22 protein-coding genes and 1 pseudogene are annotated in these 20,309 nt (G+C 62.5%); 11 read left to right on the forward strand and 12 right to left on the reverse strand.

Features of this window, described 5'->3' with window-relative positions; translation table 11 throughout:
• Positions 1–3: 3 nt before the first annotated feature.
• The 4 genes from livG to J7302_RS00565 all read right to left on the reverse strand — a co-directional run bounded on the left by livG (position 4) and on the right by J7302_RS00565 (position 4,181).
• A complete protein-coding gene (livG, locus tag J7302_RS00550; RefSeq protein ID WP_215368646.1) occupies positions 4–771 on the reverse strand; it encodes a high-affinity branched-chain amino acid ABC transporter ATP-binding protein LivG in 768 nt (255 codons plus the stop codon).
• Entirely contained in the window at positions 768–2,024 is a 1,257-nt protein-coding gene (locus tag J7302_RS00555) for a high-affinity branched-chain amino acid ABC transporter permease LivM (RefSeq protein ID WP_215368648.1), read from the reverse strand. Before J7302_RS00555 ends, livG begins: the two co-directional genes overlap by 4 nt.
• Complete coding sequence (livH, locus tag J7302_RS00560) at positions 2,021–2,944, reverse strand: high-affinity branched-chain amino acid ABC transporter permease LivH (protein WP_215368650.1); 924 nt, start codon at positions 2,942–2,944, stop codon at positions 2,021–2,023. Before livH ends, J7302_RS00555 begins: the two co-directional genes overlap by 4 nt.
• A 115-nt stretch (positions 2,945–3,059) precedes the next feature.
• Positions 3,060–4,181: a branched-chain amino acid ABC transporter substrate-binding protein gene (locus J7302_RS00565; RefSeq protein ID WP_215368651.1), complete on the reverse strand. Its 1,122-nt coding sequence runs from the start codon at positions 4,179–4,181 to the stop codon at positions 3,060–3,062.
• A 303-nt stretch (positions 4,182–4,484) separates the two neighbouring features.
• Here J7302_RS00565 and J7302_RS00570 point away from each other — a divergent pair, with 303 nt between their 5' ends.
• Both J7302_RS00570 and J7302_RS00575 read left to right on the forward strand, forming a co-directional pair.
• Entirely contained in the window at positions 4,485–4,802 is a 318-nt protein-coding gene (locus J7302_RS00570) for a DUF2288 domain-containing protein (protein WP_215368653.1), read from the forward strand.
• A 77-nt stretch (positions 4,803–4,879) separates the two neighbouring features.
• A complete protein-coding gene (locus tag J7302_RS00575) occupies positions 4,880–5,248 on the forward strand; it encodes a DUF5064 family protein (protein WP_215368654.1) in 369 nt (122 codons plus the stop codon).
• A 128-nt stretch (positions 5,249–5,376) separates the two neighbouring features.
• Here J7302_RS00575 and phnE read toward each other — a convergent pair whose 3' ends face one another.
• The 4 genes from phnE to J7302_RS00595 are packed head-to-tail and all read right to left on the reverse strand — an operon-like array spanning position 5,377 to position 8,616.
• A complete protein-coding gene (gene phnE, locus J7302_RS00580) occupies positions 5,377–6,144 on the reverse strand; it encodes a phosphonate ABC transporter, permease protein PhnE (protein ID WP_215368656.1) in 768 nt (255 codons plus the stop codon).
• Complete coding sequence (locus tag J7302_RS00585) at positions 6,141–6,968, reverse strand: PhnE/PtxC family ABC transporter permease (RefSeq protein ID WP_215368658.1); 828 nt, start codon at positions 6,966–6,968, stop codon at positions 6,141–6,143. The genes phnE and J7302_RS00585 overlap by 4 nt, the downstream gene beginning before the upstream one ends.
• Entirely contained in the window at positions 6,962–7,768 is an 807-nt protein-coding gene (locus J7302_RS00590) for a phosphonate ABC transporter ATP-binding protein (protein ID WP_215368659.1), read from the reverse strand. The genes J7302_RS00585 and J7302_RS00590 overlap by 7 nt, the downstream gene beginning before the upstream one ends.
• Complete coding sequence (locus J7302_RS00595) at positions 7,765–8,616, reverse strand: putative selenate ABC transporter substrate-binding protein (RefSeq protein WP_215368660.1); 852 nt, start codon at positions 8,614–8,616, stop codon at positions 7,765–7,767. Before J7302_RS00595 ends, J7302_RS00590 begins: the two co-directional genes overlap by 4 nt.
• A 125-nt stretch (positions 8,617–8,741) precedes the next feature.
• Between J7302_RS00595 and J7302_RS00600 the strand changes: the two genes are divergently transcribed.
• The 4 genes from J7302_RS00600 to mnmH all read left to right on the forward strand — a co-directional run bounded on the left by J7302_RS00600 (position 8,742) and on the right by mnmH (position 12,730).
• Positions 8,742–9,632 carry an NAD(P)-dependent oxidoreductase gene (locus tag J7302_RS00600; protein ID WP_215368662.1) on the forward strand — a complete coding sequence of 297 codons (891 nt, stop codon included), beginning with the start codon at positions 8,742–8,744 and terminating at the stop codon, positions 9,630–9,632.
• Positions 9,629–10,408: a hydroxypyruvate isomerase family protein gene (locus J7302_RS00605; RefSeq protein ID WP_215368665.1), complete on the forward strand. Its 780-nt coding sequence runs from the start codon at positions 9,629–9,631 to the stop codon at positions 10,406–10,408. The genes J7302_RS00600 and J7302_RS00605 overlap by 4 nt, the downstream gene beginning before the upstream one ends.
• Positions 10,409–10,592: 184 nt before the next feature.
• Positions 10,593–11,627, forward strand: a complete 1,035-nt coding sequence (selD, locus tag J7302_RS00610) for a selenide, water dikinase SelD (RefSeq protein WP_215368668.1) — start codon at positions 10,593–10,595, stop codon at positions 11,625–11,627.
• Positions 11,627–12,730, forward strand: coding sequence for a tRNA 2-selenouridine(34) synthase MnmH (gene mnmH, locus J7302_RS00615; RefSeq protein WP_215368671.1), 1,104 nt, complete (start codon positions 11,627–11,629; stop codon positions 12,728–12,730). Before selD ends, mnmH begins: the two co-directional genes overlap by 1 nt.
• Here the strand turns inward: mnmH and J7302_RS27065 are convergent.
• From J7302_RS27065 to J7302_RS26910, 3 genes and pseudogenes are all read right to left on the reverse strand, one after another.
• On the reverse strand, positions 12,727–13,146 hold the full coding sequence (locus tag J7302_RS27065; RefSeq protein ID WP_215370691.1) for an MHYT domain-containing protein: 420 nt from the start codon (positions 13,144–13,146) through the stop codon (positions 12,727–12,729). The genes mnmH and J7302_RS27065 overlap by 4 nt on opposite strands.
• A gap of 93 nt (positions 13,147–13,239) precedes the next feature.
• Positions 13,240–13,544 (reverse strand): annotated as a pseudogene (locus J7302_RS27070) (ISL3 family transposase); the annotation flags it as partial.
• Between the two features lie 64 nt (positions 13,545–13,608).
• Positions 13,609–13,920, reverse strand: coding sequence for an MHYT domain-containing protein (locus tag J7302_RS26910; protein WP_215368674.1), 312 nt, complete (start codon positions 13,918–13,920; stop codon positions 13,609–13,611).
• A gap of 278 nt (positions 13,921–14,198) precedes the next feature.
• On the opposite strand from J7302_RS26910, the gene J7302_RS00635 reads away from it, so the two are divergent.
• Positions 14,199–15,524 carry a spinster family MFS transporter gene (locus J7302_RS00635; RefSeq protein WP_215368677.1) on the forward strand — a complete coding sequence of 442 codons (1,326 nt, stop codon included), beginning with the start codon at positions 14,199–14,201 and terminating at the stop codon, positions 15,522–15,524.
• An 88-nt stretch (positions 15,525–15,612) separates the two neighbouring features.
• On the opposite strand, the gene rapA is transcribed toward J7302_RS00635, so the two are convergent.
• Entirely contained in the window at positions 15,613–18,462 is a 2,850-nt protein-coding gene (gene rapA, locus J7302_RS00640) for an RNA polymerase-associated protein RapA (RefSeq protein ID WP_215368680.1), read from the reverse strand.
• A gap of 154 nt (positions 18,463–18,616) precedes the next feature.
• Here rapA and J7302_RS00645 point away from each other — a divergent pair, with 154 nt between their 5' ends.
• From J7302_RS00645 to ccoM, 4 genes are all read left to right on the forward strand, one after another.
• The gene (locus J7302_RS00645) at positions 18,617–18,913 is read left to right on the forward strand and encodes an aspartate-semialdehyde dehydrogenase (RefSeq protein ID WP_215368683.1); all 297 of its coding nucleotides are present in this window, start codon (positions 18,617–18,619) and stop codon (positions 18,911–18,913) included.
• Positions 18,914–18,955: 42 nt separating this feature from the next.
• Positions 18,956–19,552, forward strand: a complete 597-nt coding sequence (locus J7302_RS00650) for an alpha-ketoglutarate-dependent dioxygenase AlkB family protein (RefSeq protein ID WP_215368686.1) — start codon at positions 18,956–18,958, stop codon at positions 19,550–19,552.
• A complete protein-coding gene (locus tag J7302_RS00655; protein WP_215368689.1) occupies positions 19,549–19,710 on the forward strand; it encodes a hypothetical protein in 162 nt (53 codons plus the stop codon). Before J7302_RS00650 ends, J7302_RS00655 begins: the two co-directional genes overlap by 4 nt.
• A gap of 392 nt (positions 19,711–20,102) precedes the next feature.
• Complete coding sequence (gene ccoM, locus J7302_RS26755) at positions 20,103–20,219, forward strand: cytochrome c oxidase subunit CcoM (RefSeq protein WP_285899516.1); 117 nt, start codon at positions 20,103–20,105, stop codon at positions 20,217–20,219.
• Positions 20,220–20,309 lie beyond the last annotated feature (90 nt).

Raw genomic sequence — 20,309 nt, forward strand, 5'->3', positions numbered from 1 at the left:
GGCTCAGGCCTCCCCCAGATAGGCTTTGATCACGTCGGGGTTGCTGCGGATTTGCTCCGGCGTGCCGTCGGCCAGGGGGGTGCCCTGGTTGATCACATAGATGTGGTCGGAAATGCTCATCACCAGCTTCATGTCGTGCTCGATCAGCAGCACGGTCACGTTGTGCTCATTGCGCAGCATGGCGATCAGCGCCTTGAGGTCGTCGGTCTCACGCGGGTTGAGGCCGGCGGCCGGCTCGTCGAGCATGAGGATGCGCGGGCGCGTCATCATGCAGCGGGCGATCTCCAGGCGACGTTGCTGACCATAGGCCAGGGTGCCGGCGGGACGATTGGCGACCTCGGTGAGGTTGACCTTCTCCAGCCAGTGGGCGGCATAGTCCATGGCCTCGCGCTCACTCTTGCGGAAGCCCGGAGTCTTCAGCAGGCCGGCGAGGAAGTTGGTGTTGAGGTGGCGGTGCTGGGCGACCAGCAGGTTTTCCACCGCGGTCATTTCCTTGAACAGGCGGACGTTCTGGAAGGTCCTCACCACACCCTTGTGAGCGATCTTGTGGCCCGGCAGGGCCTCAATCTGCTCGCCATCCAGGCGGATGCTGCCGGAGGTCGGCTGGTAGAAGCCGGTCAGGCAGTTGAAGACGGTGGTCTTGCCGGCGCCATTCGGGCCGATCATGGAGACCACTTGTTTTTCTTGCACGGTCAGACTCACACCGTTGACGGCCAGCAGGCCGCCGAAGCGCATGGTGAGACCGCTTACTTCAAGAATCGCGCGGCTCATCGTTTCAGCTCCAGGTGGGGACGTTGCATCGGCAGCAGGCCTTGCGGGCGCCAGATCATCATCAGCACCATCAGGGCGCCGAACATCAGCATGCGGTACTCGCTGAACTCACGCATGAGTTCCGGCAGCAGGATCATCACCACTGCAGCGAGGATCACGCCCAACTGGGAACCCAGGCCACCCAGCACGACGATGGCGAGGATGGTCGCCGATTCGATGAAGGTGAAGGACTCGGGCGTTACCAGGCCCTGGCGCGCGGCGAAGAAGCTGCCGGCGAAGCCCGCGAAGCAGGCGCCCAGGGTGAAGGCGGAGAGCTTGATGATGGTCGGGTTGAGACCCAGCGCGCGGCAGGCGATCTCGTCCTCGCGCAGGGCTTCCCAGGCGCGACCCAGGGGCATGCGCAGCAGTCGGTTGATCACGAAGAGGGCGAGAAGGGCCAGGAGCAGGGCGACCAGGTAGAGGAAGATCACCTTGTTCACCGAGTTGTAGGCAAAGCCGAAGTACTCGTGGAAGGTCTGCAGGCCCTCTTCGGCGCGGCGCTCGAAGGACAGGCCGAACAGGGTCGGCTTGTCTATGTTGCTGATGCCATTAGGGCCGCCGGTGAGCCAGGTGAGGTTACGCAGCAGGATGCGGATGATCTCGCCGAAGCCCAGGGTCACGATAGCCAGATAGTCACCGCGCAGGCGCAGCACCGGGAAACCGAGGATGAAGCCGAAGAATGCCGCCATCAGGCCAGCGATCGGCAAGCACACCCAGAAACCCAGGCCGTAGTAGTGCGAGAGCAGGGCATAGCTGTAGGCGCCGACGGCATAGAAGCCGACGTAACCCAGGTCCAGCAGGCCCGCCAGGCCGACCACGATGTTCAGGCCGAGGCCGAGCAGCACGTAGATCAGGATCAGGGTGGCGATGTCCACGGCGCCGCGGGAGCCGAAGAATGGCCAGACCAGAGCGACCATGATCAGGCCGAGGATGGCCCAGCGCTGGGTGGACGGCAGGGTGAGGAAGTTGCTGGTCTTCTTCGACATGCCCGGCAGCTTGGGCGCGGCAGCCCAGGCGCCCTGGACTTTTTCACGCATCAGTTGCCAGAAGAACATGGCCACGGCGCAGGCCATGATGGCCAGCAGGGTGGGGGTATCGGCACCGGTGACTACCAGGCCCACGCCGACGACGCTGAGTTTGAGGCCGAGGATGGGGTAGGCGACGGCCAGTACCAGGAGGGCGCTGAAAAACGCCGTTTTGAGTCGAGTATTCATACCTTCTCCACCTCCGGACGGCCAAGGATGCCGGTCGGGCGGAACAGCAGGACCAGGACCAGCAGGCTGAAAGCCACGACGTCCTTGTACTGGTCACCGAAGATGTCGGCACCGAAGGCTTCGGCGACGCCCAGCACCAGGCCGCCGAGCATGGCGCCCGGAATGCTGCCGATGCCGCCCAGCACCGCGGCAGTGAACGCCTTGATGCCGGCAAGGAAACCGATATGCGGGTTTATCACGCCGTATTGCATACCCAGCAACACCGCGGCCACTGCGGCAAGTGTGGCGCCGATGACGAAGGTCAGGGCGATGATGTTGTTGGTGTTGATACCCAGCAGGTTGGCCATGCGGATATCTTCAGCACAAGCGCGGCAGGCACGGCCCAGGCGCGAGCGGGAGATGAACAGCGTGAGGCCGTACATGACCAGGAACGTGACCACGAAGATCAGGATCTGCATGTAGGAGATCACCACGCCGTTCATGGTGCTCTCGCCGAACACGAGGTTGCCCGGAATCAGGTTGGGGATCGCCTTGTCCTTGGAGTCCTGAGTCAGCAGTACTTCGTTCTGCAGGAAGATCGACATGCCGATCGCGGAGATCAGCGGGATGAGCCGGTTGCTGCCGCGAAGGGGGCGGTAGGCGACCCGTTCGATGCTGTAACCGTAGGCACTGGCGACGATGATGCTGGCGGCGAATGCCGCGACGATAACGATCGGCAGGCTTTCCAGGCCGAGCATGGTGAGCCCGGCGATTACGATGAAGGCTACGTACGAGCCAATCATGTAAACCTCGCCATGGGCGAAGTTGATCATGCCGATGATGCCGTAGACCATGGTGTAGCCGATGGCGATCAGGGCATAGGTGCTGCCAACGGTAAGCCCGTTAACCAGCTGTTGCAGGTAGTGATAGAGATCAGGCATTCCCTAACTCCTCGGGCATCACGAAAAGCGGCGCTTGTGGCGCAGCGGAGCCCGTAAAACACGGATAAACAAAGCCCACTGCTTGTGCAGTGGGCTTTGCGTTCAGGCGGGAAGCTTATTTAGCTTCGGTCTTGGTGCCGTCTTTGTGCCACTCGTACACCACGAAGCTGAAGTCCTTCAGGTCGCCCTTGTCGTCGAAGGCCAGGGTGCCGGTCGGAGTTTCGAAGCTGTTGGCGCGCAGTGCGGCAGCAACCTTGCTGGTGTCGTCTTCGCCGGCTTTCTTGATGCCTTCGGCGATGACTTGTACTGCGGCGTAGGCCGGGAACACGAACGGACCAGTCGGGTCTTCGTTCTTGGCCTTGAAGGCCGCTACCAGGGCCTGGTTCTTCGGATCCTGGTCGAACGACTTCGGCAGGGTAACCAGCAGGCCTTCGGAAGCCGGGCCAGCGATGGCGGACAGCTCTTTGTTGCCTACGCCTTCCGGCCCCATGAAGCGAACTTTCAGACCTTTCTCAGCAGATTGGCGCAGCAGCAGGCCAAGTTCCGGGTGGTAGCCGCCGTAGTAGACGAAGTCCACGCCAGCTTGCTTCAACTTGGAAACGATGGTGGAGAAGTCCTTGTCGCCGGCGTTGATGCCTTCGAACAGGGCCACTTTCACGCCTTTGCTTTCCAGGGTCTGCTTCACTGCAGTTGCGATACCTTCGCCGTACTGCTGCTTGTCGTGGATGACAGCAACGGTCTTCGGCTTGATCTTGTCTGCGATGAAGTTGCCGGCGGTCGGGCCTTGCAGGCTGTCCAGACCGATGGTGCGGAATACCAGCTGGTAGCCACGGGAGGTGATGTCCGGGCTGGTGGAGGCCGCGGTGATCATCAGGATGCCTTCGTCTTCGTAGATGTCGGACGCGGGCTGGGTGGAGCTGGAGCAGAGGTGACCAACGACGTAATGGACGCCGTCGTTGACGATCTTGTTGGCTACGGCAACGGCCTGTTTCGGATCGCAAGCGTCGTCGTAAACCACGCCTTCGAGCTGGGCGCCGTTGACGCCACCCGCCTTGTTGATCTGCTCGATCGCCATCTTGGCGCCAATGAACTGCATCTCACCGTACTGGGCAACCGCACCGGTCACCGGGCCAGCCAAGGCGATCTTGATGGTGTCGGCAGCTACGGAGTAGCTGGCAACACCGGCGAGAGCCATGGCGGCGAACAGTTTGGAAATCTGCTTGGTAGCCTTATTCATAGTGCTCCACTCTTATGTTTTTCGTTGTTTTTGTCCTGGGTTGCCGAAGCGGCAGGGCAGGAAATTGCATCCCGTCAAGACCCGCCGGCAACTGTACCGGAACAGTGTAGATTGCTGGTTTACGGCTTGAAAAGTCGGCTAGTGATAGCGGAATGATCTTGTGTCGCTTATCTGAAACAAACGTATAGAAAAACGGCGTGCCTTGCGTGCGGTTATAAACGTCAGGCCGGGCTTGTATGAATGTTGACCGACGCTATCATTGCGCCCCCAATCCATTCGTTACCAACCAACACAAAACAAGCCATGAACGAAGACGTTAGCACCCTCTATGCCAAGCTGCTTGGTGAAACCGCGGAAATCACCTGGCAGGAATTGCAGCCCTTCTTCGCCAGGGGGGCATTGCTTTGGGTCGAAGGTGACGAGGACCTCGTGGCGATTGCATTGGCCGTTGCCGAGGACGACAAGGCCAAGGTGGCCGAATTGCTCGCTGCCGGCAAACTGAGCAAAGTGGAGTCGGAGCGCGCCGAAGACCTGCTGGCACGCGACCCGCAACTTTGGGCCGTGGTGGTGGCGCCTTGGGTGCTGATCCAGGAGCGAGCTCAGGCCCCCGCATTGCACTGACAGAGCGCAACGGCAAACGCGAAAAGGCGAACTAGACTCAGCCTATTTGGTTCCCAGCGATCATTTGGAGGGTCACCATGTTCGAGCCAGGTCACGTCCATCGCGCCAATGTGCCCGGTATTCCGGGAATGCAGGAGTTCTCCATTGATGTCTACTACGAAGCGCGGCCCAATGCCACGGAAGGGACCATGCTGCACGTCCGCATGGTTGGCGAGATCGAGGGTAGGCATTTCGAAGAGGAGTTCGAAATGCATCGAGATACTGCCTTCAACTTTGCCAGCGTGATATCCAAGGTTGCGGTCAAGAATGGCTTGAGCGCCAACAGCACGCTGATCATGCGCAACCACAAGGAATACGACCTGATGTTCGAGGATATCCGTCGAATCCTGGGGGCCAAGCCGGGCGAGCAAGTCAACTTCGATCACCTGGACAAGGACGGCTTCTAGTTTCTTGCAGCACAGGTTGGGATGAGCCGCAGGCGAGGCCCAACAATGCCGGTTTCTCCGAGAGGTGCGGGTTCGTTAGCCCGGTCGTTGGGCTACGTTCCGCACCAACGTGGATTACCTGCACTGTCTCATGCGCTGACCCAGCGTTGTCGCATCCAACCGCTCAATGCATCCACGCCCAGCACCAGGATCAGCATGGCCAGGATCACGCTGGCCGCTTGTGCTTCCTGGAACAGGCTGAGGCTGACGTAGAGCATCTGCCCCAAACCGCCGGCGCCGACGAAGCCCAGTACGCTGGCCATGCGGATGTTGTTTTCCCAACGATACAGAGAATAGGCCACCAGTTGCGGCCAGACGCCCGGCAAGGTGCCGTAGCAGAAGGCGGTGACCCGTCCTCCGCCGCTCAGGCGGATCGCGTCGGCAGGTTCGGCCGGCGTATTTTCCAGGGCCTCGGCGAACAGCCGGCCCAGCACGCCGGCGGTGTGTAGCGCGAGGGCCAAGGTGCCGGCATTCGGTCCAAGGCCCGCAGCCAGCACCATCAGGGCCGCCCAGACCAGTTCCGGCACGGCACGCAGGGTGTTGAGCAACAGGCGTGCTGCGCCTTGTGCCACAACCCCGAAACGACCGGCAGCAGGAAGTGCGAAGAGCATCCCGAGCAGGGCTGCCAACAGTGTCCCGAGCGCTGACATGGCCAGCGTCTCCAGGGTGCCTTGGCCGATGGCCTGCAAATGCTGGAAGGAAAGGTCCGGCTTGAGGAAGCGCGTGGCGTACCTCGCCATCTGTTCCAGGCTATCTCCGGCGAGCAGCGCTCCCAGATCGATACCGAGCCAGAGGAAAGAAGTCGCGACTGCTGCCAGGAGACCGAGCAGCAACGCCAGATTACCCAGCCGTCTCACGCAAACCTCCCCCGCAGCAGGCGGCTGATCTGGTCCGCGAACAGCACGAGAATCAGGAACGTCAGCAGCATGCTGGCGACCTCGCCCCCGGCGAACATGCGCATCGACAGGTCGATCTGCTGGCCAAGGCCTCCCGCGCCGACAAAGCCCATCACCACTGAAGCGCGTATTGCGCACTCCCAGCGATAGACGGTGTAGGAGAGCATCTCCGCTGCCGCATTAGGCAATACGCCGTAGGCGAAGGCCGCCAGCCTCGGGCTGCCGCCGGCGATCAGGGCTCTTGCTGGCCGCGCATCCACCGACTCGAAAATTTCCGCATAGACCTTTCCGAGCATGCCACTGTAGGTGATGGCAATAGCCAGCACACCGGCGGTAGGGCCAAGCCCGACGGCACGGACGAACAGCAGTGCCCAGACAATCTCCGGAACGCTGCGCAAGAAAATCAGCAGGCCACGCACTGGCCAGCGTAGAGCTTGTGCCCACCAGGCTGGACGGCCGCCACGGGGCAGGGCGGAGATCGACAGTGCTCGACTGGCCCAGAGTGCCGCAGGCATGGCGATCAGCAGCGCCAGGCTCATGCCGGCGGTGGCGATAGCCAGCGTTTCCAGAGTGGCGTGCCCCAGCAGCAGGAGAAACTCCTCGCTGTGCTCGGGCGGCCAGAAGGCATCGAGGAACTGGCCCATGGTACGTGCGTTGTCGCTGTGCAACAGCACGCCGGGATTCAACTCGCTGAGTTTGAGCCCAGGCCAAAGCAACGCCAGCGCCAACAGGGTCAACAGCAAGCGCGGCAGCGCGGCGGGGTCGCGCGCAGAGGCTTTCAGCATCGCGGGATGTGCAGGATATGAGCGGGCACAGGCGGGGAGAGAGGCGCGCTGGCGTTCAGTTGTTCGTTGGCGTATAGCGCGTCCAGGTCCGCCTGGCTGACGTCGGTCGTTTGCCGGTCGAATGCGATCTGGCCATCGCGCACGCCGACTATGCGGGAAAAATGCGCCAAGGCCAGTTCCACCGCGTGGAGGCTCGCCAGCAGCGTGACGCCACGGGCACTGGCATCGGCACAGAGCACGTTCAGTGTGTGGTCGGCGAGCACCGGGTCCATGGCTGAAACCGGCTCATCGGCAAGGACCAGTTCCGGGGCCTGGTACAGTACCCGTGCAATACCGACCCGCTGCAGTTGCCCACCGGAGAGCTCGTCACAGCGTTGGAACAGCTTGTCGGTGAGGTCGAGCCGCGCCAGAGCCTCGGTCGCCCCGTCCAGGTCCGTCGGGTGCAGCAGGCTCGCCAGACTTTTCAGCAGAGACCACTGGCCCAGTCGGCCGGCCAGCACGGCGGTGACCACGCGCTGGCGGGGCGGTAAGGGCGGTGCCTGGTGGACCAGGCCAATGCGCGCACGTAGACGCTGTCGGGCGCTGCCGGGCAGCGACCAGGGCGATTCGCCGAGCAGTTCAAGGCTCCCCTTGGTGGGCTTCAGGCTGGTGGCCAGCAGCCGTAGCAGGCTGGTCTTGCCCGCGCCGGACGGGCCGATGATGGCGACCCGCTCGCCGCGCACAACGTGCAGATCGATCGAGCGGAGCGCGACCAAGCCATTGGCGTGGACCAGGTCCACGCCTTGTAGGCTTACGGTCACTTCAACAGGCCAGCGGAGCGAGCGGCTTCCTCGATGCCCTTGTAGTTTTCCGGCTTGGTCTCGATGAAACGACTGGCTGCCTGGAGGTCGAGAATCGCCTTGTGCTCGGGATTGGCTGGATCAAGGGCGAGGAAGGCCTTCTTGATCTTCTCGGCCAGGGCCGGGTCCAGGGTTCCGCGCACAGTCCAGTTGTAGTCGTAATAGGTCGGGGTTGTGGCGAAAACCTTGACCTTGGCAGTGTCAACCTTGCCTGCATCCACCAGCTTCTGCCAGACGCTGGCATTGAGCACGCCTCCGTCGACCTTGCCGGCCTGCACCCACGCCACCGTTGCATCGTGGGCACCGGAGTAGGCAACGCGGGAGAAGAACTGCTCAGGCACGATGCCGTCCTTCTGCATGAAGTAACGCGGCATCAGGCTGCCGGACGTCGACGACACCGAGCCGAAGGCGAAGGTCTTGCCCTTCAGGTCTTGCAGCGACTTCACCGCCGGGTCGGCACTGATGAACTTGCTGGTGAACTTCTCGTCCTGCTCGCGCTGCACCAGAGGAATTGCATTGCCGGTCTTCAGGCGCGTCTGCACGAAGGTGAAACCACCCAGCCAGGCCATGTCCAGACGGTCGGCGGCCAGCGATTCGACAACGGCCGCGTAGTCGGCCACGGGCACGAACTCCACCTTCATACCCAGTTCTTTCTCCAGGTAAGCGCCGAGTGGCTTGAACTTGCGCAGCAGTTCGGTGGGGGCTTCATCGGGAATGGCCGATACTTTCAGGGTTTCGGCAGCTTGGGAAATAACGGCGGACAGCGACAGGGCAATGCCGGCCGCGAAGGCCAGGGAGCGTTTGAACATGGGATTCTCCGGTTCAATAGCGGAAAAGGCACGCGGATTATAGTGGCCGCGCGATTGCATGGAAGCGCTATATGCATGACCTGAGGTTAATATGCGGCTTCGACCAACTGCCCAGGAGTCCCGGGATGACCGCTACGCTGCCTTCCATTGCATTTGCCGGCATCGGCCTGATGGGCCTGCCCATGACCCGTCGCCTGCTGGCCGCCGGCTACCCGCTCACGGTGTGGAACCGTTCCCCCGAGAAATGCGCCCCGCTGGTAGCACTGGGGGCACGCCGCGTGAACACCCCGGCTGAGCTGTGCGCCGAGGCAGACATTGTCATGCTTTGCCTGGCCGATACCCGGGTGGTGCGCAAGGTCGTATTCGGTGAGGGAGGTGTAATGGAGGGCGCCAAGCCGGGCCAGTTGCTGGTTGATTTTTCCAGCCTGGAACCGGACGCCACCCGCGAGATGGCGGCCGACCTGGAAGCGCGCAGCGGCATGCGCTGGGTCGATGCACCGGTTTCCGGTGGCACGCTTGGCGCCGAGTCCGGCATCTTGACAATCATGGCTGGCGGGCATGAGTCCGATGTCGAGCATGTACGCCCCATCCTCATGAACCTGGGCCAACGCCTCACGCGCATGGGTGGCGTGGGGGCTGGGCAGGTGACCAAGGTGTGCAACCAGATGATCGTGGCCTGCAATGCCCTGGTGATTGCCGAGGTCGTGGCCCTGGCGGAGAAAGCCGGGGTTGATGCCCGTCTGATCGCACCGGCCCTGGCGGGCGGGTTCGCCGACTCCAAGCCCTTGCAGATCCTGGGGCCGCAAATGGCCGACAGCCACTTCGAACCCATCAAGTGGCATGTGCGTACCTTGCTCAAGGACCTGGATACCGCAGTGCGCCTCTCCCGCGAACATGATTCAGCCACCCCCCTTAGCGGCCTTGCCGCCCAGTTGATGCGTTTGCACGGCAGCCAGGGCAACCTGGAGCGCGATCCGGCTACGCTGGTGGAGATGTTCCGGGAGAATTCACGATGAAGATTGCCGCCAACCTGTCCATGTTGTTCACCGATCGCCCATTGATAGAGCGGGTGATCGCCGCCCGCGTTGCAGGTTTCGATGGGGTCGAGATTCAGTTTCCCTATGAACTGCCAGCGATTCGCCTGAAGGAAGTACTGGAGGCTGCCGGGTTGCCGTTGTTGCTGATCAACCTGCCTGCAGGCGACTTGATGAGCGGCGGGCCAGGTCTTGCTGCCGTGCCGGAGCGACAGGAAGAGTTCGATGTCGGCCTGGAGCAAGCCCTCAGTTATGCCGCAATGACCCGGCCGCGCTTCGTCAATGTGTTGGCGGGCCGACTGGCGGATGGCGTCCCGCGCGATCGGGCGATGGCGTGTCTGGTGAATAATCTGCGCAAGGTCGCGGAGGCGTTCGCCGTGCTGCGGATCGGTGTCCTCTGCGAAGCGATCAATCCCCTGGATATGCCAGGCTTCCTGATCAGCACCCCCGAGCAATTGAGCGACCTGCTGCACCGAGTCGATCACCCCAACCTGCAGGCGCAGTACGACCTCTACCACATGGCTCGTCAGGGCGTTGATCTGGCGGCGGGGGCACGGCTGTTGGCTGGCCGTATTGGCCATGTTCAGTTTGCCGATTGCCCGGGCCGCGGTGAGCCGGGCACTGGGACCCTGGATTTTGCCTCGGCGATCCGCGCCCTGCGGGACAATGGTTACGAAGGTTGGCTAGGTGCCGAGTACAAGCCCACGGCACCGACCGCGGAAACCCTGGGATGGCTCGCCCAGTGGCGCAGTATGTAGGAGCGAAATCATTCGATAAGGGACGCAGCGCCCCGGAGCCAGTGTTTGGGCCTGGTTGGTAGAGGATTCGCCCCCACAGCAATTCGTGGGTGAGGTCTCGACGGAGGAACCGACGGGGCATTCCTGCAGGCGCCGCCACCTTTGATAGAATCCGCGACCTGTCGAAATTCCTAGTGAGTGAGCCATGAGCGAACCCATCCGCCTGACCCAGTACAGCCACGGCGCTGGCTGCGGCTGCAAGATTTCCCCCAAGGTGCTGGACGTGATCCTCGCTGGGAGTGGCGCGCAGAACCTCGACCCGCGACTGTGGGTAGGCAATGCGTCGCGTGACGATGCAGCCGTCTATGCCCTGGACAACGAGTGGGGCGTGGTATCGACCACCGATTTCTTCATGCCGATCGTCGACGACCCCTTCGACTTCGGCCGGATCGCCGCGACCAACGCCATCAGCGATATCTACGCCATGGGCGGCGACCCGCTGATGGCCATCGCCATCCTTGGCTGGCCGGTCAATGTGCTGCCGCCGGAGGTGGCGCGCGAAGTGGTGCGGGGTGGTCGCTCTATCTGCGACGAGGCGGGCATTCCTTTGGCTGGCGGGCACTCGATCGATGCCCCGGAACCCATCTTCGGTCTGGCCGTTACCGGTGTCGTGCAGAAGCGCCACATGAAGCGCAATGACACCGCCACGGTCGGCTGCAAGCTCTATCTGACCAAGCCGCTAGGCATCGGCATCCTCACCACCGCAGAGAAGAAGAGCAAGCTGCGCGCCGGCGACGTGGGCCTGGCCCGCGACTGGATGTGCACACTGAACAAGCCCGGCAGCCGATTCGGCAAGCTGGAAGGCGTAAAGGCCATGACGGACGTCACCGGCTTCGGCTTGCTTGGCCACCTGGTGGAAATGGCCGACGGTAGCGGCCTGACGGCGCGCATCGACTACGCCAAAGTGCCCAGCCTGCCCGGCGTCGAGTATTACCTGGAGCAGGGCTGCGTGCCAGGTGGCACGCAGCGCAATTTCGAGAGCTACGGTGAGCGCATCGCTCCGTTGCCGGAAGTGCAGAAGCTATTGCTTTGCGATCCTCAGACCAGCGGCGGGCTGCTGGTTGCGGTCACCCCGGAAGGCGAGGCGGAGTTCCTTGCAGTGGCCGACGAACTGAAGCTGCAGCTGGCTCCCATTGGTCAGCTGTTCGAGCGACAGAGCCACGCGGTCGAGGTGGCCTGATGCGCAGTGACACCGCGAACTACCGCGAAATCTTCCTCAACGACCTGCCGATGATGGACGCACGCGCGCCCGTCGAGTTCGCCAAGGGCGCATTCCCGTACACGGTAAACCTTCCGCTGATGACTGACATCGAGCGGCAGAAAGTCGGCACTTGCTACAAACAGCATGGCCAGGAAGCTGCCATTGCACTCGGCCACCAGCTGGTCAGTGGTGACGTCAAGGCCGCGCGGGTCGAGGCTTGGGTCGCATTCGCCCAGGCCAATCCGCAGGGATACCTCTACTGTTTTCGTGGTGGCCTGCGTTCGCAGATCGTCCAGCAATGGTTGAAGGAAGCCGGCATCGACTACCCGCGGGTCAAGGGTGGTTACAAGGCGATGCGGACATTTCTCATGGAAACGACCCAGGACGCGGTGGCTCAGTGCGACTTCGTCCTGGTCGGTGGCCTGACCGGTACCGGTAAGACCGAGGTGATCGCTGCGCTGGCCAACAGCCTCGACCTTGAGGGGCATGCCAATCACCGTGGCTCAAGCTTCGGCAAACGGGCCACGCCGCAACCACCACAGATCGAGTTCGAGAATCGTCTGGCCATCGACATCCTGAAGAAGCGCGCTGCTGGTTTCGATCAGTTCGTGCTCGAGGACGAGGGGCGCATCGTCGGAAGCTGCTCGGTACCGCTGGAGCTTTACCAGGGGATGCAGCAGTACCCGCTGGTGTGGCTGGAAGACAGCTTCGAGAGTCGCGTCGAGCGCATCCGGCGCGATTACGTGGTCGACCTGTGTGCCGAGTTCATCGTCACCCACGGCGAGGAGCAGGGCTTCCCGCTGTTTGCCGAGCGCCTGCGCCAGAGTTTGTCGAACATCGTCAAGCGCCTGGGCGGGGAGCGCTATCAGCGCATGGCCGCCTTGCTGGACCAGGCGCTCGATGAACAGGCCCGCAGCGGCGCCGTGGACCTTCATCGGGAGTGGATCAGCGGCCTGCTCAGCGAGTACTACGACCCGATGTACGCCTTCCAGCGCGACAGCAAGGCGGAGCGTGTGGAGTTCGCTGGCGACCAGGCGGCCGTGCTGCAGTACCTGCACGAACGTCGGTCGGCGCAGCGCTAGGCCGAGCCGGCAGGAAGTTTGAGCAAGGTGCTAGCCGCGTCATGTCGACGGAAGAAGGTAAACAGCGGCACCGTTGCCAGGCTCGATCCGAGTGCAATCGCTACCGATAAGAGGAAGTGAGCCGGCTCGTAGTAAATCGTTGCCTCGCTTCTCATGGCGGCGACGCCGAGGTCCTGCATGGCCGTGAGGCCAATGACAATGGCCAGCGTGGACGAAACGAAATGATTGAGCCGCAGGCGTGGGGTGGCGAGGGGCAGCATGCCCAGGAGGGAGGTAGCCGGGACCACTAGCAGGGATAGCGCCGTGGTCGGGACCTCATAGCTGATTTTTGGTTCATCGCGGAATCTGGGGGAGATGCGAGTTGACAGCCGGATAGCCGGTACTCTCTCTGTAGGAGCCAGCTTGCTGGCGAACATGCGCCATTCGCCAGCAAGCTGGCTCCTACAAGGTTTCGCGCGCCTTCGATTCACTCCGCCCGACAAGTCCGCCAAGGAGGTGTTGCAGGCTGCTTTCCGGGGAAGGCGGGAAGCCGGCGCCAGACAGTCGATCCGCTCGGATACGCGTCCGCAGTACAGGCAGTCGACGCGACGCACCGGCAGTTGCAGCAGGACGCGCTGATCCTGCAGGTCACGATCCCGCACCTGGCGGATGTGCTGCTGCTCGTGGATCAACAGGTTGGGTTTGGCACGCGGCTGCAAATCGGTAAGCGCTCGGCTTGGGGCTCAAGACTGATCAGCAGGGTGTCGTGAGTGGATTGGCGACAGGCGACGACCTCGTAGCCTGGCCAGAAAGGGGCAAGATCAATAGGATGCACGGCGACAGCAGGGGGTGGGGGTTGGGATGTTTGGCGATTGCCAATTTACCCACTTCCCCGACTGTCAACTCGCTCTTCCCCCAGACTCTGCGAAGAACCTGATTTTAATGGGGGCCTCGAAAGCCAGCATGGCGATGAAGTGCATCGCCCAGACTCCACCGCCCAGGCAACAAGCGCTCAGCCAGCACCAACGCCAACGAGTCTCGCGTCGGCGTGAGCCCGCTATCCGCTCTGCCATGTCGAACGCGCAATAGCCGGCGTCTGAAGCTACCAGGTAGGCCACGAGGATCAGCCAGGTGTTGTGCGTGCATGTCAGGAGGAGAAATCCGTCGCCCGCAGGCGGTTCGGCAGCAAAGCGCAAGCCCAGCCAGCCCATACGACATCCCCAGATAGTCGGATCAACTCCGCAGAAGGGTGGATGGCACTATGAGATCGGTACAGTCGATCGCACACAATAATTGGCACCATGGTGCCTGGCATCCCGGTGACCATACAGAAGGGATAGTCGGACGGTCCCTGGCGCTTTTGCAGCATCGGGTTACATAAACGCCGCGAATCTTCGCAGACAGTCACATACCGCTGGCCATAAATTGCGCCACTATCAGTCTGGCGCGTGGTCCGCCGGGTGCCGCATAACAAAAATGAGACCGATCCATGCAACATTCCCCTCAAGCCGCAAATGCCTGGCGAGTCCTGTTCCTGCTGTTTCTGGCCAACCTGTTCAACTTCTTCGACCGGACCATTCCGGCGATCATCATCGAGCCAGTTCGCCATGAGTGGAGTCTCAGCGACTTCCAGCTGGGACTGATCGGGACCGCCTTCACCCTGGTCTATGCGATTGCCGGTGTCCCCTTGGGGCGCATGGCGGATACCGGCGCACGGCGGAAGATCATGGGCTGGGGCCTGGCTGTGTGGAGCGGGCTGACGGCGGTCAATGGCCTGGCTTGGAACTTCTGGAGCTTCCTGCTGGTGCGCATGGGCGTCGGTATTGGCGAAGCCAGTTACGCACCAGCAGCCAACTCGCTGATCGGTGACCTGTTTCCGGCCCACAAGCGCGCCCGCGCCATGGGGATCTTCATGCTCGGTCTGCCGCTCGGGCTGTTGCTGGCCTTCTTCACCATCGGCTCCATGGTCAAGGCGTTCGACAGCTGGCGCGCGCCATTCTTCATCGCGGCGATTCCCGGCCTGATCCTGGCGCTGTTCATGTTCTTCATCAAGGAGCCGGCTCGGGGCGCGGCGGAGAGCGTCAAGATCCAGACCACACCGCTGGACCGCCCGTTGCGTAGGGTCCTGTCGATTCGCACCTTCTGGTGGCTGACCGTGGCCGGGCTGACCTACAACTTCGCTACCTATGCCTGCAACTCGTTCATGGTGCCTATGCTCCAGCGTTATTTCCTGCTGCCGCTGGAGCAAGCCGCCATCGCCACCGGGGTCATCACTGGCCTTACCGGCTTGGTTGGTTTGACCCTGGGAGGTTGGCTGGCGGACCGTGCTCATCAGAAGTCCGAACGCGGTCGTTTGCTGCTGGCATCCTTCAGCATGCTGATGGCTGCCTTGTGCACGGGCTATGCATTGCTTTCTGGAAAGCTCGAGGTCGGCGTTTTCGTAGCGGTGTTCAGTGTGGGTTGGCTATTCGCCTACAACTTCTACCCCTGCGTCTACACCGCAATCCAGGATGTGGTGGAGCCACGTCTACGCGCCACGGCGATGGCACTATTCTTCGCCGGCCTCTACCTGCTGGGAGGTGGCCTTGGTCCGGTAGTGGTGGGAATCCTTTCCGACCATTATTCCCAGATGGCGATGCTGGCCGCAGGGGCGAGTGAGATGACCGAGGCGTTCAAGGCAGTAGGCTTGCACAACGCCATGTACCTGATTCCTGCGGCCCTGACCCTGACCATGCTGGCGCTGTTCCAGGCCGCACGTTGTTTCGTTCGTGATGCAACGACCATGCGCGAGGGGATGTTGGCGGCGGCGGTTTGAGTCGAACGCCGGATACGACAAGGCCCGCATTAGCGGGCCTTGTTTCTGTAGCTTGGGCTTTGCTCCGCCCAACCTTCCGGGAGCCCCGTCAGCCGGCTACCAGCACCCGGATCGACTCCAGGCGCAGGGCCGCTTTCTCCAGTAGTGCCAGGCCTTCCTCGCGCTGATGGCGCAGAGCCTCCAACTCGCTGTCACGCACACTTGGGTTCACGGCTTTCAACGCGGTCATGCGGGCCAGTTCCTCATCCAGTTCCGCAACCAGGCGGCGCTGGGCTTCGGCTACGCGTTCGGCATGGCGCGGCGCGATCTTGGCCTCGGCGGCGTTGATCTGGGCCGAGAGCACATCGCGCTGGGCCTGCACGAACTTGTTGGCGCTGCCACGCGGGACGCTTTCCAGCTGGTCGTTGAGGGTGTCGAACCCGACCTTCGAGGCCAGGTCGTTGCCATTGGCGTCCAGCAGGCAACGCAATGCCTTTGGCGGCAGGAAGCGGCCGAGTTGCAGGGCACGCGGTGCCACTACCTCACTCACATAGAGCAATTCCAGCAGAACCGTACCGGGTTTGAGCGCCTTGTTCTTGATCAGCGCCACGGCAGTGTTGCCCATGGAACCGGACAGCACCAGGTCCATACCGCCTTGCACCATGGGGTGTTCCCAGGTGAGGAATTGCATGTCCTCGCGGGCCAGTGCCTGGTTGCGGTCGTAGGTGACGGTCACGCCTTCGTCGTCGCCCAGTGGGAAGCCGGCATCCAGCATCTTCTCGCCAGGCTTGAGCACCAGGGCATTTTCCGAGTGGTCCTCGCTGTCGATGCCGAACGCTTCGAACAGGGCTTCCATGTAGATCGGCAGGGCGAACTGGTCATCCTGCTCGACGATTTCCTCGACAAGGCGCTCACCTTCGCCAGCGCCACCGGAGTTGAGCTCCAGCAAGCGGTCGCGGCCGCTGTGGAGTTCACCTTCCAGGCGTTTGCGCTCGCTCTCGGCCTCGGCGACCAGCGTTTCCCAAGCACCATCATTGCCGGCTTCCAGCAACGGAAGCAGGCGCGGGCCAAACTGATGCTGCAGGGCGTTGCCGGTGGGGCAGGTGGCCAGGAACGAATTGAGCGCTTGGTGGTACCACTGGAACAGGCGTTCCTGTGGGCTGCCTTCCAGGTAGGGCACATGCAGCTGGATGGTGTGCTTCTGGCCGATCCGGTCGAGACGTCCGATACGCTGTTCCAGCAGGTCCGGGTGGGCCGGCAGGTCGAACAGCACCAGGTGGTGGGCAAACTGGAAGTTACGGCCTTCACTGCCGATTTCCGAGCAGATCAGCACCTGGGCACCGAACTCTTCGTCGGCGAAGTAGGCGGCCGCGCGGTCACGCTCGAGAATGCTCATGCCTTCGTGGAACACCGTGGCCGGAATGCCAGAGCGCACGCGCAGCGCGTCTTCCAGGTCCAGTGCGGTTTCCGCGTGGGCGCAAATTACCAGCACCTTGAACTTCTTGAGCATCTTCAGGGTGTCGATCAGCCAGTCGACGCGCGGGTCGAAACGCCACCAGCGCTCGGCCTCGTCGCCGTCTTCCTGTTGCGACTGGAAGCTGACTTCCGGGTACAGGTCAGGATGATCGCCAATGGGCAGCTCCATGTACTCCGAAGGGTTCGGCAGCGGGTACGGATGCAGTTGGCGCTCTGGGAAGCCTTGAACGGCTGCACGGGTATTGCGGAACAGCACGCGACCGGTACCGTGGCGGTCCAGCAGTTCACGGACCAGCCGCGGAGACGCCTCGGCGTCGCCGGCGTCGAGGGCATCGAGCAGACTTTCGCCTTCGTCGCCCAGGAAGCCCTTGATGGTTTTCTGCGCGGTCGCGCTCAAACGGCCCTGATCCAGCAGCTCCTGCACCGCTTCGGCAACAGGGCGGTAGTTGGCACTTTCGGCACGGAAGGCGTCCAGGTCATGGAAGCGGCTCGGGTCGAGTAGGCGCAGGCGGGCGAAGTGGCTTTCCAGACCCAACTGCTCCGGGGTCGCGGTCAGCAGAAGCACGCCGGGGATGACCTCGGCCAGCTGCTCGACGAGTTGGTATTCAGGGCTCGCCTGTTCCGGGTGCCAGACCAGGTGGTGGGCTTCGTCCACCACCAGCAAGTCCCAGCCGGCGGCAAAGGCTGCGTCCTGCGCACGTTCGCTGCTCTTCAGCCATTCCAGGGACACCAGCGCCAACTGGCTATCCTCGAAGGGGTTGTCGGCATCGCTCTCGAGGAAGCGCTCGGCGTCGAACAGGGCCACCTGCAGGTTGAAGCGGCGGCGCATTTCTACCAGCCACTGATGCTGGAGGTTCTCCGGAACCAGGATGAGCACGCGGCTGGCACGGCCGGACAGCAGTTGGCGGTGGATCACCAGGCCCGCCTCGATGGTTTTGCCCAGGCCCACTTCGTCGGCCAGCAACACGCGTGGCGCAACACGGTCGGCGACTTCGCGGGCAATGTGCAACTGGTGCGCGATCGGTTGCGCACGCGCGCCACCCAGCCCCCAGAGCGGCGCTTGCAGCAGGCGCGAACGATGCTCCAAGCTGTGGTAGCGCAGGGCGAACCAGTTCAGCGGGTCGATCTGGCCGGCGAACAGCCGATCACTGGCCAGGCGGAACTGGATGAAGTTGGACAGCTGGGTTTCCGGGACGGTGCGCGGCTCGTTCTGGGCGGTGATGCCGTGATAGACCAGCAGTCCGTCGATATCCTCGACTTCCTGCACGCTCAGCTTCCAGCCGTCGAAGTGAGTGATCTCGTCCCCTGGGGCGAAGCGCACCCGCGTCAGCGGGGCATTGCGCAGCGCGTACTGGCGAGTATCGCCAGTGGCCGGGTAGAGCACAGTGAGCAGGCGCCCATCCGTTGCCAGGATGGTTCCGAGCCCAAGCTCCGCTTCGCTGTCACTGATCCAGCGTTGCCCCGGTTGATACTGCTGCGCCATGCGTGTCTCCCCTGCTGTGAAAAAAGCCGACTATGTTAACGGAACGCCGAGCGCAGGGCGACGAGCCTGCGGGCCGTATGTCCGCAAAAGTTTAGCGAGCGACTTTAAAGTCGCTGCCGGAACAGCCGACAGACTGACCAAAGGAGGGCGCCGAATGTTGCCACCGATTCCCCAAGGCCTGGTGCAGGTCACTGCCCAGCAGGATGTGGTCAAGTCGCGCCTGGACATTCCCCCGGTCACCCCGGTGCAGGAAGGTGCCAGGGAAAGCGAGGTCGGCCTCGACCGGCGGCACCCCCAGGAGGCGGAAGAGATGTTGCGTGAGGAGCAGCGGCGCCGCCAGCGGCGTGGCTACACGCCCCAGGAGCTGGCTGATTTGTCGGTGAATGAGGAGGACCAGGCTGAACTTCGGGATCTGCCCCGTCAGGGGCTCTGGGTGGATGTGAAGGTCTGAGGCGAGCAGAATGGGCCGTCCCCTTTATCGAGTCACATCGCGGTGGATCTGTTCAGCGATATTCCCTTGACCCTGCCTGACGCTGAGTTGCGCTACGAGCCGAACTTCCTGTCGCCCGAAGAGGCCAACGGCTGGATGGAGCGCTTGTGCGCGGAAACGCCCTGGGAGCAACCGCAGGTGTTTTTGCATGGCCGCTATTATCCGGTGCCGCGCCTGGTGACCTGGTACGGGGACCCTGAGGCCAGCTACTGTTATTCCGGACTGACTCACCAGCCGCTGCCCTGGACCCCGCTGCTGGTGCTGGTGCGCGATAGGGTGCAGGGAGCCGTCGGACAGCCGTTCAATGGTGTGCTGCTCAACTATTACCGCGATGGCCAGGACTCCATGGGCTGGCACAGCGACGATGAGCCTGAATTGGGGCCAAACCCTGTGGTTGCCTCGTTGAACCTCGGGGGCACGCGCCGCTTCGACCTTCGCCGCAAGGGCTCCACCCGCATCGAACACTCCCTGGACCTCGCCAACGGCTCGCTGCTGGTCATGGCCGGGCCGACGCAGCATTATTGGCAGCATCAGGTGGCGAAGATCCGAAGTGTCTGCGCGCCACGCCTCAACCTCACTTTCCGTTGGATACGTCAATGAGCAATGACGAGAATTTGATCGACTTCGGTGCCGAGCGCGACAAACGCATCCACGATCTGCATGAGCGCCGCCTCAACGACGTACGCAAGGCTTTCGAGCAGGCGATGCCGCTGACCAAGGGCAAGAAAAAGTCGGCCAAGAAGCCGAAGAAGCGCTGACGGTCATCTGACCCCTTATCCCCATGAAGGGGCGGACGGGGGAGGTCGGGCAGTTCTGTGGCTTGCTGGGCCAATGAATTTGCCTCACAAGTCCTGCGCCATTGTCGAGATTGATCGCCCATAGGTTGTGCAGGGCCGAGTGGCGAAGCCCAACAATTGCTGTTTCCGAAGCCCGGGTCGTTGGGCTCCATTGCATTCAGCCCAACTGCTGATCGCCGCGAATGTACTCGCACCTCCCAGCTCTCGAGCCCCCATAAAAATTGACCTGCGTCAGTGTCTTGGCGGCCTTCGCCGTGGCGCTCTGCGGCCATTGACCCAGATCAATTTCCCATCGCTGCCGCGCGGCTAACTTGAACCCATCGAAGCAACAACGCTGAAGCAGGAGGCAGGTCATGTTCGTCGATGCAGTGGTTCTCGCCGGTATTGGCACCGTCGGTCTCATGGTCGCCTTCTTCGTAGGCGTCGGTTACTTCATCTGGAAAGACTCGCATAAGCGCAAGCCGCGCTGAGTCCACCAGGTTTACAGGCACGCAAGGCACCTCGGGCGACTTCGGTCGCCCTTTTTTTCTTGATTTCTCGTCTTCCAGCATCCCCGCCAC

Origin of the sequence: Metapseudomonas boanensis, from assembly GCF_018704125.1 — a bacterium.
Lineage (GTDB): Bacteria > Pseudomonadota > Gammaproteobacteria > Pseudomonadales > Pseudomonadaceae > Metapseudomonas > Metapseudomonas boanensis.